Below are 11,517 nucleotides of genomic sequence, written 5' to 3' on the forward strand. Positions count from 1 at the left end.
TCTTAATTGTTGTGTGACTTTAAGTATGCAAGATTGACTTTGCGTGCCTTGTCGATGGTCGTTACCAATGCCAATCGGGAGATTCGCCATGACGGTAATGAACAACACTTTTATTGAAACAACACCAAACTTTTCTGAAGTAGAAATTGGTGCAGCTCGCAATGCATTTTTGCAGTATGAGCAAGAGCAACAAATCCATTTGCTTACGATCATGTCGATTGATGAGGCGGTAGGTATTTTGCAGCATTGCTCTGTCGGTTATGTGAATAGTCTTATTGCTCAACTTGAGCAAGCAGGCCATGACAAACGCGCACGTCATTATGCTCACCAATTGGGTTTGCATATGTCTGAAGTTGATACACCTGATGGTTATTTATCGACTAGTGTTTTGGGGCACGTGAAGCAGCGTATTGGGTGGATCATTGCACTGGCCCTTTTAGGGATTGTGTCGGGTTTGATCATTGCTCAGTATGAGGACACCCTTAGCCAGCTCGTTTTGCTTGCGGTGTACATGCCTGTGATCGCTGCGGCTGGTGGTAATACAGGAACACAAGCTGCAACTTTGGTGATTCGTGCTCTTGCAACTGGAGAGCTAAAAAAACGCCAATGGTTAGAAGTTTTGTGGAAAGAGAGCCGCGTTGCTCTATTTATTGCGTTAGCTATCGCTATCGTGATGATTGGACGCATTATGTTATTTAGTGCCGGTCAATCAACAGGGGGCTTTGAACTTACCGATATCGCACTGGCAATAGCAGTTGCGCTGTTCATTCAAGTCACCATTTCTACAACATTGGGCGGGCTGTTGCCAATTATTGCACGAGCTTGCAAGTTGGACCCAGCCGTATTGGTGAGTCCAGTTCTTGCGTCTATCGTCGATATTTCAGGAATGTGGATTTACTTTAACGTGGTGAACTATTTCTTAGGTATTGCCTGACTAAAGTTCACAATATCATTGTAAAAAAGCTGCTCAAAATGTGTAATAGGGGCGATGACAGGTTTGTTATCGTCCCTTTTTTCTGGGAAGTAGTCTGAAACAAACTGAACAAAAACGGTATTAGGTTGACCATTTTTATCCAAGCCATATCCGGCCATGTTGTAAGTTCCGTAGAGGGAGCCGCTTTTGGCGATCAATTGTCCTTTAATAGGCAACTTTCGCATACTTTGTCGGTACTTTAGTGTGCCTGACTCACCTGACTTCGGCATGATGGCGATCAGTTTAAGCTCGTCTTCGTGCTTCCAAATATAACGAAGAATTTCCGCCATTTTGGTGGCGGAAATACGGTTGTTTCGCGAAAGTCCTGAGCCGTCTTCCAGGCGCGCATTACGAATATCAATACCAGTGTTGGCGAAAATGATCTGCTTGATCGCCTCTGTACCGTTGGCAAAGCTACCTGACTGAACAAAAAACTTAGCGCCAAGTGTTTTGGTTAATGTATCTGCAATCAAGTTATCAGAGTTTTTAAGCATCTCTTCCAGAATGTCTGGTAATGCCTCTGATTGATGCATGGCGATTAGCTTGCGCTGTTTTTCCGGAGCCGAACCGATCCGAATCTTTCCTGATAACTCAATATTGAGCTGCTTAAGCAAAGCTGCCAATCTATGGCTGGTATAAAGTTCGGGATCTTGAACCGCAAATTTCAGTGGCAATGGTTTGTCTCTTTCAACCAAGCACCCTGTTAGCTTGTAGTTGTTATCGGGATTTGCAACTAAACCTAAGTCACAATGACGACTTTTCTTAATGGTTTTAGAAACTGTTTCTACGGTACTTGTGACACGAATAGGTTGATGATCAGGTACGTAGACTCGAGTCCCACCGTCCTTTTGCGTATAGATAGAAGCCTGCACACAGTTGTTATTGAGTGTGATGGTCGATGCCGGAGCGCTGTAGCAAACTCCCAAGATATCCCACGGCCAGCCCACTGCACGGTTGTAACCAGTGAATGCGCTGTTATCGAGCCATAAGTCACCGTCAATACGTTTTAAACCATTTTTCTTGGCTAGGGCAAGAAGTGATTTTAAATCGTTGGTTTGGAGCGTTGGATCGCCGACAAAGTAAATCACTGCGTCTGAGCTCGACGCTTCTAGCTTGGTTCGAAAGCGGAAGTTATCACCCAGCTCTAACTTCGCCGCTAATGCTGTGACGATTTTTAATGTACTGGCTGGTGGGAATAATTGTTCGGTAGGATGAACACCGTCAAGTTCAGCATTCTCACTGAGTTTTTCCGCGACTAAACTGATGCGAGAGCCTTCCGGCAACACTTCTTGATGAGGGTACGCTTGTGAAAAAGCAGAAAGTAATGAAGAGAATATGAGCAAGGGCCAACGTAAACGCATAATGATACTTTCTAAGGTGAGTTATGTGATTGAGTATACGCAAGTCCTTTCAATATGCTAGGTAACTAAAGAAATGCTTTATATGTCATCAGGAATGAGACATGAGAGAAAGGCGTGCGGCTTAAAATGGAGTATAAAAAATGCCCGCTTGAAGCGGGCATTCGATATTCTAATCAAAGACCGGAATTAGAAGTCGTAACGTAGACCTAGAGCTAGCTCGTCTTCAGCATCGATCTTGTTCGCAACTGTCTTACCGCTAGTTGAGCCGAACTTATCGCCAGCGTCAATTAGGTTGAAGTTGTAAGAAACGTAACCGCGGAAGTTAGGTTTGAAGTAGTAAGAAGCATCAACAGCGAAGTTGTTTGCAGAAGTTTCGTTGTCAGTTTCTGCATTGTTGTACGTTGTTGTGAATACTGTTTGACCTAGCGTGTAAGCACCCGCTAGTTCGTAACCAGTGTAATCAACAGTGTTGTTGAATGTGTCAGTCATTTTTTCGCCATCTGTGAAGATACCAGCGAAGTAAAGATCAGACATTGTGTAAGATGCAGCTAGCATGTACTCGTTTGCATCGTATTGGTCTGCGTAACCAGCACCAAGCTCAAGACCAGTGTCTGCTACAGCGTAGATAGCTGATAGAGAGTAGCCGTCTTGTTTGTTATCAGAGTATTCACCGTTTTGTTCTACACGGTCAGCGAAGCGGTAGCTTGCTTTAACACTTAGGTTTTCGAATTGACCTTTGTAAGCCATCATGTTGTCTGTACGGTCTGCTACAGCTAGTTTGTCTGCTGCAGAGTTACCGTGGTAAGCCATGATATCTGTGAAGTCAGTGATAACGCCTAGTGCACCTTCAGTTTTACCGTATGCGAACTCACCGTAAGCACCGCCAAGACCAGCGTAAGCAAGACGAGTTTCTAGATCGCTCTTGTCGTCGCCGTCTACAGTACCGTTTTGAGCAGTCTCAAATTCACCTTCCCAGAAACCAACACCGTATAGGTTGTCATTGATCTCTTGTTTACCAAGGAAGTTTAGACGGATGCGAGATTTGTCTTGAGCGTCGCCATCTTTCATAGATAGACGTGCTTCAGCACGGCCGCCCATTTCTAGAGAAGTGCCGTCTTGGTTGTAAAGTTCAGCTGCGTTTACGCCAGTTGCCATAGCTGCTGCAGATACAGAAAGAGCAATTAGAGTCTTTTTCATCTTATTTGTCCTAGTTAGCTGTCCATAATCATTGTTGTATGGGGGAGAGGTAATCTCTCACAAGTTGTTGGTCTATAATCGGCCAGTAAGCGGTATAATTCGCCCTTGTAAGCCTTTGATCTAACAACTCGCTGGACATGTTTTACTGCTAAAGTTTCCGTATGAGTTAGTAAAATGATATAAATCGTATCGATGAACACTGTTCGATTGTTTTGGTTTTTGATTTAACCTATTGTTTTAAATGATATTTTGTGGCTATAACATTCGTCTGACATTGATTAGTTTTTATCTTTTTTGATGTTTTTGGTGTAACGAACAGTGTTGTTTTTCAACAAATTGCGACAGTGATGCACTCTAGAATCGTTCTAAAAGTGACTTATATCATTATGCCGAAAATGCATAGTCTTACAGCCTTTCGAATTAAGATGATTTCGTCCGGGAGTTTGTTTACACTAAATGAAATACATCTTTAAGCGCACTACCCAGCCCTATGGCAGGGTGGGCTTTTTTTTGTCCAAAGACCCATTTGGGCTTGAGGTTATAAAATGGAAAAAGTTCCAATGACACTACGTGGCGAGCAAAAGCTACGTGCAGAACTCGATCGTCTACTTAAACTACGTCCTCAAATTTCAGAGGCAATCGCTGAAGCTCGTGAGTTAGGTGATTTAAAAGAGAACGCAGAATATCACGCCGCTCGAGAAGAGCAGGGTATCTGTGAAGCACAAATCCGTGACATTGAATACAAACTGTCAGTTGCTCAAGTAATTGATGTAACGAAGATGGAGAACACGGGTAAAGTTATTTTTGGTTCAACCGTAACCTTGATTGACATCGACACCGAAGAAGAAAAAACATACCAAATTGTTGGTGATGACGAAGCAGACATTAAAGCTGGCCGTATTTCAGTAAGCTCACCAATTGCTCGTGGCTTGATCGGTAAGATGGAAGGCGATGAGGTTGCTATTCAAACTCCGGGTGGCGCGAAAGACTTCGAAATCGACCGAGTAGAGTACATCTAAGTCGTTGAGAGTAGTCTGTTACTCCAATAAAACGCAAAAAGGTCGCCAATGGCGACCTTTTTTCTTCAGCAACGTAAGTAGAATTACTTACGAGGGATTTCGATTTTACGCTCTTCAGACTGGCGGTACAGCACAAGCACTTTACCAATAGTCTGAACTTTTTCTGCGCCCGTCTCACGTACGATAGCGTCGATGATTAGCTGTTTTGTTTCACGATCTTCTGAAGCAACTTTTACTTTGATTAGTTCGTGATGGTTAAGAGCGATTTCAATTTCTGCTAGCACGGCTTCTGTAAGTCCATTTGCGCCCATTAGCACGACAGGTTTTAAACTGTGAGCTAGGCCTTTAAGGTGCTGCTTTTGTTTGGTGCTTAGGTTCATTACGCGGCCAATTTTCTTTAAAATAAGGGTTGAAAAAAGCTATTTTAACGCCATCTATTGCTGAAGACTATAATTTATTGAGTAATAGGTAGCGCCTATTAAAACAATAGCTCCAATTTGCGCCTTGTTGGGATTAAAATGAGTAAACAAAAACATTCGGCTAGTTCTGGTCGTTGGTTGAAAGAACACTTTGATGATAAATACGCGAATGAGGCTCGTAAAAAAGGCTATCGCTCACGTGCTTATTTCAAGATCGATGAGATTCAAACGAAAGATAAATTGTTAAAGCCTGGGATGACAGTCGTCGATTTGGGTGCGGCACCGGGCGGGTGGTCTCAATATGCTGCTAAGATAGTAGGAGACAGTGGTCAGATCATTGCGTGTGATTTGCTTCCTATGGACCCGATTGCAGGTGTCAGCTTTTTACAAGGCGACTTTCGCGATGATGCAGTATTGGAAGCTTTGCTAGAAAGAATCCAACCTTCAATGGTAGACGTAGTAATGTCTGACATGGCACCTAATATTGCGGGAAATAACTCTGTTGACCAACCTCGTGCTATGTATTTAGTTGAATTGGCTTTAGATATGTGTCGACAAGTTCTAGCGCCTAATGGTAGCTTTGTCGTAAAGGTTTTCCAGGGGGAAGGCTTCGATCAGTATGTGAAAGAAGTCCGAGACATGTTTAAAGCCGTAAAAATTAGAAAACCAGACTCATCGCGAGCTCGCTCTCGAGAAGTCTTTGTTGTAGCCACTGGTTACAAAGGTTAACCATTTTGCTCTCTTGAGAGCGTGTTAACACTATAGCTACAGTGAATGAACTGTAGTACCCTACCTTTAATTACAATTAGTTATCGAGAGGCTTACACCTTGAGTGACATGGCAAAAAATTTAATTCTGTGGCTTGTTATCGCCGTCGTATTGATGTCGGTATTCCAGAGCTTTGGCCCTGGAGAAAGCAATGGCAGAACCGTGGATTACACCACGTTTGTACAGGAAGTTGGCCAAGGCCAGATTCAAGAAGCAACTTTTAAAGACGGTGAAATTAGCTTTGTTCGTCGTGGCGGCGGTGCCAAAATGGTCACTTACATGCCAGTGTATGACCAAAAGCTTCTAGATGACCTAATTAACCAAAACGTGAAAGTACAGGGCACGCCTCCAGAAGAGCAAAGCTTGCTTGGTACTATTTTCATTTCTTGGTTCCCAATGATCTTACTGATTGGTGTATGGATTTTCTTCATGCGTCAAATGCAAGGCGGCGGCGGTAAAGGCGCCATGTCTTTTGGTAAGAGCAAAGCTCGAATGATGAGCGAAGAACAAATCAAGACAACTTTTGCTGACGTTGCAGGTTGTGACGAAGCAAAAGAAGACGTGAAAGAGCTGGTGGACTACTTGCGTGATCCAAGCCGCTTCCAAAAACTGGGCGGTAAGATTCCTACTGGTGTGTTAATGGTAGGTCCTCCTGGTACTGGTAAAACGCTTTTAGCGAAAGCCATTGCTGGTGAAGCGAAAGTACCGTTTTTTACCATCTCGGGTTCAGATTTCGTAGAAATGTTCGTGGGTGTCGGTGCATCTCGTGTACGTGACATGTTCGAACAAGCTAAGAAAGCGGCACCTTGTATTATCTTCATCGATGAAATCGATGCGGTAGGTCGTCAGCGTGGTGCTGGTGTTGGTGGTGGTCACGATGAACGTGAGCAAACACTAAACCAAATGCTAGTAGAAATGGATGGTTTCGAAGGTAACGAAGGTATCATCGTAATCGCTGCGACTAACCGTCCAGACGTTCTTGACCCAGCATTGTTACGTCCTGGTCGTTTTGACCGCCAAGTAGTGGTTGGATTGCCAGATGTACGTGGTCGTGAGCAGATTCTAAAAGTACACATGCGTAAAGTCCCTCTAGCAGGTGACGTAGAGCCTTCTCTAATCGCTCGTGGTACACCAGGCTTCTCTGGTGCTGATTTAGCAAACCTAGTCAACGAAGCGGCGCTATTTGCTGCGCGTGGTAACAAGCGTAACGTTTCTATGGTTGAATTCGAATTAGCGAAAGACAAAATCATGATGGGTGCCGAGCGCCGTTCAATGGTGATGTCTGAAGAGACAAAAGAGTCAACGGCTTATCACGAAGCAGGTCACGCAATTGTTGGTCGTTTAGTACCTGAGCACGATCCAGTGTACAAAGTGTCGATCATTCCACGCGGTCGCGCGTTGGGTGTGACTATGTACCTACCGGAGCAAGACCGTGTCAGCATGTCTCGCCAGCATCTAGAGTCTATGATCTCTAGCTTGTATGGTGGTCGTCTAGCGGAAGAACTCATCTACGGTGCTGATAAAGTCTCAACAGGCGCGTCAAACGATATTGAACGTGCAACTGATATTGCTCGTAAGATGGTGACTCAATGGGGTTTCTCGGAAAAGCTTGGTCCTCTACTGTATGCAGAAGATGAAGGTGAGGTGTTCCTTGGTCGTAGCGTGACTCAGACTAAACATGTGTCTGACGATACAGCGAAGTTGATTGATGATGAAGTTCGTCAGATCATTGACCGCAACTACGATCGTGCGAAGAAGATTCTTCAAGAGAACATGGATATCATGCATGCGATGAAAGATGCGCTGATGAAGTATGAAACCATTGATGCTCGCCAGATTGATGACTTAATGGAGCGCAAAGCTGAAATTCGTGAGCCTGCGGGCTGGAGTGATAACTCAACTAGCAAGCCTGAAGACAACGAGAAGCCTCAAGCAAAGCCAGAAGTTAAAGAAGAAGCAACGGACGCTGCGAAAGATGCAGAAAAGTCTAGCTCTCCAGAAGCGACTTCTAGCGAAGCGCCTGAAAAGAAAGACTCTGAATAAAGAGTGTTGATAATAATAAACCCCGAGTTATCTCGGGGTTTTTGTGTTTATGATGATGATTACAGCAAATAACAAATCTTTAGATCTTTCCCGTCCACATGTTATGGCCATTCTAAATGTGACTCCGGATTCCTTTTCCGATGGTGGTAAATACAACTCGATTGAACTCGCCCTTGCTCAAGTTGATAAAATGATAAAGGCTGGTGTAAGCATTGTTGATGTTGGTGGGGAGTCGACAAGGCCTGGCGCGCCAGATGTGTCTTTAGAAGAAGAACTTCGACGTGTTGTCCCAGTAATCAAGGCCATTCGTGAAAAGTACGATGTGTGGATTTCGGTCGATACCAGTAAAGCGGAAGTTATGCGTCAAGCTATTGATGCTGGTGCAGATTTGATCAATGACATTCGATCTTTGCAAGAACCTGGTGCTCTCGAAGTCGCAGCAGAAGCAAAGCTTCCAATTTGTCTGATGCATATGAAAGGTCAACCTAGAACCATGCAAGTTGCACCTCATTATGATGATGTGATGAGCGACGTATCTGCCTTTCTAGAAGAACGTATCGCGGCATGTGAAGCAGCAGGGATTGATAAATCTCAACTGATTCTCGATCCTGGATTTGGCTTTGGCAAAACGATAGAACACAATTATCATATGCTCGCTCATCTTGAAAAGTTTCATGAATTCGGCCTGCCAATTTTGGCTGGCATGTCTCGTAAATCAATGATTTTTAAATTGTTGGATAAGCCTGCGGCTGAATGTACAAATGCGAGTGTCGTTTGCGCTACGATTGCAGCAATGAAAGGCGCGCAGATCATTCGTGTGCATGACTTTGAAGAGACAATCGAAGCAATGAAAGTTGTTGAGATGACGAAAAACAATATTTAAAAATAATAAAGGAAAGTTTATGTCGAATAAAAGACGTTACTTTGGTACTGACGGTGTGCGCGGTAAAGTAGGACAATACCCAATCACTCCGGACTTCGTACTTAAGCTTGGCTGGGCTGCTGGTCGTGTACTAGCAAAACAAGGCACAAAGAAAGTTATTATAGGTAAAGATACGCGTATCTCCGGTTATATGCTTGAATCTGCATTAGAAGCAGGCCTTGCTGCAGCGGGACTTAAAGCAACATTTACTGGTCCAATGCCAACCCCAGCAGTGGCATATTTAACTCAAACTTTCCGCGCAGAGGCGGGGATTGTGATTTCTGCATCGCATAACCCATATTACGACAACGGCATTAAATTCTTTTCTTCTGAAGGTACTAAGTTACCTGACGATATCGAGTTGGCGATTGAAGCTGAGCTGGATAAAGACATTGAATGTGTTGAGTCTGCAGAACTTGGTAAAGCCACTCGTCTAAATGACGCTGCAGGCCGTTACATCGAATTCTGTAAGAGTACTTTCCCATCTGAATTGAGTCTTGCAAACTTTAAAATTGTGGTAGATTGTGCGCACGGTGCAACGTACCACATTGCTCCAAATGTCTTCAAAGAGCTTGGCGCAGAAGTTATTGCAATGGGCGTAGAGCCTAACGGCATCAACATTAATGAAGAAGTGGGCGCAACAGATGTTCGTGCGCTTCAAAAGCGTGTCGTTGAAGAGCAAGCACACCTTGGTTTAGCATTTGATGGTGATGGTGACCGTATCATTATGGTCGACCACCTTGGCAACAAAGTCGATGGCGACCAAATCGCTTACATTATTGCTCGTGATGCTCTTCGTCGTGGCGAGCTAAAGGGTGGTGTCGTTGGTACGTTGATGACTAACTTGGGCATGGAAAATGGCTTAAAGCAGCTCGGCATTCCATTCGTACGTGCCGCTGTTGGTGACCGTTATGTCATGGAACAACTGCTAGAAAAAGGCTGGAAAATTGGTGCTGAAAACTCAGGCCATGTGATCTTATTAGATAAAGTCACCACGGGCGATGCGATTGTTGCAGCACTGCAAGTGCTGGCTTCTGTAGTTGGCAGCGATATGTCTTTGCATGAGCTATCGCAAGGCATGACGTTGTATCCTCAGGTTCTAGAAAATGTCCGCTTTGCAGGGGAAAGTAATCCTCTTGAAGCTCAAGCAGTACTAAACGCCGTCGCCGAAGTAGAAGCTACGCTGGGTGATAAAGGACGTGTATTGCTGCGTAAATCTGGCACAGAGCCTTTGATTCGCGTTATGGTGGAAGGTGAGGATGGCGAGCTAGTTCAAAGCTCTGCATTGAAAATTGCCGAAGCTGTAAAAGCAAGTTGTTAATCATTGCGTTAAAGTATGCAGTGAATGAAAAGGGCATCTTTTGCCCTTTTTTTGAGCGCTTAGCGCATTGGCATTGATTTTTTACTAATTTTCCCTTGTCAGCGTTACCGGCTTTCGCTAGTATTGCTCCGCCTCCCGTTAGGAGGTCGCTAGCCTTGTTCAATTATGATTTATTCTCTTGAACGGCGCTGGCTCAACAATTTGGAACATAGGTGGAAAAAATGTTTTCAGTTCTACTTGTGATTTACCTGTTGGCAGCGCTTGGTGTGATTGGCCTTGTGTTGATTCAACAAGGTAAAGGCGCAGATATGGGAGCCTCGTTCGGTGCTGGTGCTTCAAACACAGTGTTTGGTGCTGGCGGCTCAGGTAATTTCTTAACCCGAACAACTGCTATTTTAGCAACCGTATTCTTTATCGTTAGCTTGTTGCTTGGTCGTATGTCTACGCACCAGACTGAATCACAATGGGTAGACCCAACATTAGGTCAACCAGTTGTTGAACAAGTTAAGGATGCAGCGAGTGAAGTTCCAGCCCCTGCGGGTGATGAAATTCCTCAATAAGCTGTAAGGTTTTGATGCCGAGATGGTGAAATTGGTAGACACGCTAGCATGAGGTGCTAGTGCCTTAGGTGTGAGGGTTCGAGTCCCTCTCTCGGCACCATGTATTTACAAACTTGTAAATCACTTGTTTGCGAGTATAATGCTCAGCAAGTCGGACGCGGGGTGGAGCAGCTTGGTAGCTCGTCGGGCTCATAACCCGAAGGTCGTCGGTTCAAATCCGGCCCCCGCAACCAATCTCTTTCTTTAAGAAGAAATCGTAGATTGGCAAGTTTGCGTAGTGCTAACCACACTACGAGTTAAGAGAAGCATTTGTTGGCTATTCTTAACGTATCAGGGTCCAGCAGCATAAAACCCCGACTATCGGGGTTTTTTGTTATCTGAGCTTTTTGAAATAGCTCAGAGACTGCTTGGTTTTTTGATTGGGCTCTGAGCCCTTTTTTTGTTTCTGGAGTGGTTAAATGACTGGTTTAGAAAGACAACTTACTGAAATGCTTGAAGCACCAGTAGAGGCATCAGGCTATGAGTTGGTTGGATTAGAATTCATTCGTGCAGGCGCGCACTCAACGTTACGCATCTACATTGACCATGAAAATGGTATTAACGTGGACGACTGTGCAGAAGTTAGCCACCAAGTTAGTGCGGTTTTAGACGTTGAAGATCCAATTTCTGTTGCTTACAGCCTAGAAGTGTCTTCTCCAGGTTTAGAAAGACCACTTTTTAAAGCAGCACATTACGAGCAATTTATTGGTCACGAGGTCAGCATCGTATTGAAAATGGCTGTAGCAAACCGTCGTAAGTGGAAAGGTATTATCCACGGCGTTGATGGCGAAACAGTGACAATTACTGTAGACGGTCAGCAAGAAGAGTTTGCTCTAAGTAACATTTCCAAAGCTAACCTGATCCCTAAATTTTAGTTCCCTAAAAAAGTTTAAGC

At 44.3% G+C, this 11,517-nt stretch carries 11 protein-coding genes and 2 tRNA genes; 10 read left to right on the plus strand and 3 right to left on the minus strand.

Annotation, left to right across the window (positions count from 1 at the left end; translation table 11 throughout):
- Positions 1-88 precede the first annotated feature (88 nt).
- Positions 89-934, plus strand: coding sequence for a magnesium transporter (locus NL643_RS02270; protein ID WP_253643843.1), 846 nt, complete (start codon positions 89-91; stop codon positions 932-934).
- Here the strand turns inward: NL643_RS02270 and dacB are convergent.
- Positions 913-2,334 (minus strand): serine-type D-Ala-D-Ala carboxypeptidase, encoded by a 1,422-nt coding sequence (gene dacB / locus NL643_RS02275; RefSeq protein ID WP_253643844.1) that lies wholly within the window; start codon positions 2,332-2,334, stop codon positions 913-915. The two genes, NL643_RS02270 and dacB, sit on opposite strands and share 22 nt — an antisense overlap.
- 186 nt (positions 2,335-2,520) lie before the next feature.
- On the minus strand, positions 2,521-3,531 hold the full coding sequence (locus NL643_RS02280) for a porin (protein ID WP_012841444.1): 1,011 nt from the start codon (positions 3,529-3,531) through the stop codon (positions 2,521-2,523).
- Positions 3,532-4,076: 545 nt separating this feature from the next.
- On the opposite strand from NL643_RS02280, the gene greA reads away from it, so the two are divergent.
- Entirely contained in the window at positions 4,077-4,550 is a 474-nt protein-coding gene (gene greA, locus NL643_RS02285) for a transcription elongation factor GreA (protein ID WP_005380065.1), read from the plus strand.
- 83 nt (positions 4,551-4,633) lie between these two features.
- On the opposite strand, the gene yhbY is transcribed toward greA, so the two are convergent.
- Entirely contained in the window at positions 4,634-4,930 is a 297-nt protein-coding gene (gene yhbY / locus NL643_RS02290) for a ribosome assembly RNA-binding protein YhbY (protein WP_005380066.1), read from the minus strand.
- A 138-nt stretch (positions 4,931-5,068) separates the two neighbouring features.
- On the opposite strand from yhbY, the gene rlmE reads away from it, so the two are divergent.
- The 8 genes from rlmE to rimP all read left to right on the plus strand — a co-directional run bounded on the left by rlmE (position 5,069) and on the right by rimP (position 11,497).
- Positions 5,069-5,698, plus strand: coding sequence for a 23S rRNA (uridine(2552)-2'-O)-methyltransferase RlmE (gene rlmE, locus NL643_RS02295; protein ID WP_005388985.1), 630 nt, complete (start codon positions 5,069-5,071; stop codon positions 5,696-5,698).
- Between the two features lie 108 nt (positions 5,699-5,806).
- Positions 5,807-7,780: an ATP-dependent zinc metalloprotease FtsH gene (gene ftsH / locus NL643_RS02300; protein ID WP_253643845.1), complete on the plus strand. Its 1,974-nt coding sequence runs from the start codon at positions 5,807-5,809 to the stop codon at positions 7,778-7,780.
- Positions 7,781-7,832: 52 nt separating this feature from the next.
- Positions 7,833-8,663, plus strand: a complete 831-nt coding sequence (folP, locus tag NL643_RS02305; RefSeq protein ID WP_031780413.1) for a dihydropteroate synthase — start codon at positions 7,833-7,835, stop codon at positions 8,661-8,663.
- 19 nt (positions 8,664-8,682) lie between these two features.
- Positions 8,683-10,023, plus strand: coding sequence for a phosphoglucosamine mutase (gene glmM / locus NL643_RS02310; protein ID WP_005394663.1), 1,341 nt, complete (start codon positions 8,683-8,685; stop codon positions 10,021-10,023).
- 221 nt (positions 10,024-10,244) lie between these two features.
- Positions 10,245-10,583, plus strand: a complete 339-nt coding sequence (gene secG, locus NL643_RS02315) for a preprotein translocase subunit SecG (RefSeq protein WP_005380080.1) — start codon at positions 10,245-10,247, stop codon at positions 10,581-10,583.
- A 16-nt stretch (positions 10,584-10,599) separates the two neighbouring features.
- Positions 10,600-10,683, plus strand: a tRNA-Leu gene (locus tag NL643_RS02320).
- A gap of 56 nt (positions 10,684-10,739) precedes the next feature.
- Positions 10,740-10,816: transfer RNA gene (locus tag NL643_RS02325), tRNA-Met, on the plus strand.
- Positions 10,817-11,041: 225 nt separating this feature from the next.
- Entirely contained in the window at positions 11,042-11,497 is a 456-nt protein-coding gene (rimP, locus tag NL643_RS02330) for a ribosome maturation factor RimP (RefSeq protein ID WP_005394659.1), read from the plus strand.
- Positions 11,498-11,517: the final 20 nt, after the last annotated feature.

Source organism: Vibrio sp. Y42_MX_L11 (assembly GCF_024181785.1).
GTDB lineage: Bacteria > Pseudomonadota > Gammaproteobacteria > Enterobacterales > Vibrionaceae > Vibrio > Vibrio diabolicus.

What these genes read in the sequence shown, in the direction of transcription:
- glmM (WP_005394663.1), top strand. Translation starts at nt 8,683, where the DNA reads ATGTCGAATAAAAGACGTTACTTTGGTACTGACGGTGTGCGCGGTAAA.
- greA (WP_005380065.1), top strand. Translation starts at nt 4,077, where the DNA reads ATGGAAAAAGTTCCAATGACACTACGTGGCGAGCAAAAGCTACGTGCA.
- NL643_RS02270 (WP_253643843.1), top strand. Translation starts at nt 89, where the DNA reads ATGACGGTAATGAACAACACTTTTATTGAAACAACACCAAACTTTTCT.
- rimP (WP_005394659.1), top strand. Translation starts at nt 11,042, where the DNA reads ATGACTGGTTTAGAAAGACAACTTACTGAAATGCTTGAAGCACCAGTA.
- rlmE (WP_005388985.1), top strand. Translation starts at nt 5,069, where the DNA reads ATGAGTAAACAAAAACATTCGGCTAGTTCTGGTCGTTGGTTGAAAGAA.
- dacB (WP_253643844.1), bottom strand. Translation starts at nt 2,334, where the DNA reads ATGCGTTTACGTTGGCCCTTGCTCATATTCTCTTCATTACTTTCTGCT.
- NL643_RS02280 (WP_012841444.1), bottom strand. Translation starts at nt 3,531, where the DNA reads ATGAAAAAGACTCTAATTGCTCTTTCTGTATCTGCAGCAGCTATGGCA.
- yhbY (WP_005380066.1), bottom strand. Translation starts at nt 4,930, where the DNA reads ATGAACCTAAGCACCAAACAAAAGCAGCACCTTAAAGGCCTAGCTCAC.
- folP (WP_031780413.1), top strand. Translation starts at nt 7,833, where the DNA reads ATGATGATTACAGCAAATAACAAATCTTTAGATCTTTCCCGTCCACAT.
- secG (WP_005380080.1), top strand. Translation starts at nt 10,245, where the DNA reads ATGTTTTCAGTTCTACTTGTGATTTACCTGTTGGCAGCGCTTGGTGTG.
- ftsH (WP_253643845.1), top strand. Translation starts at nt 5,807, where the DNA reads ATGGCAAAAAATTTAATTCTGTGGCTTGTTATCGCCGTCGTATTGATG.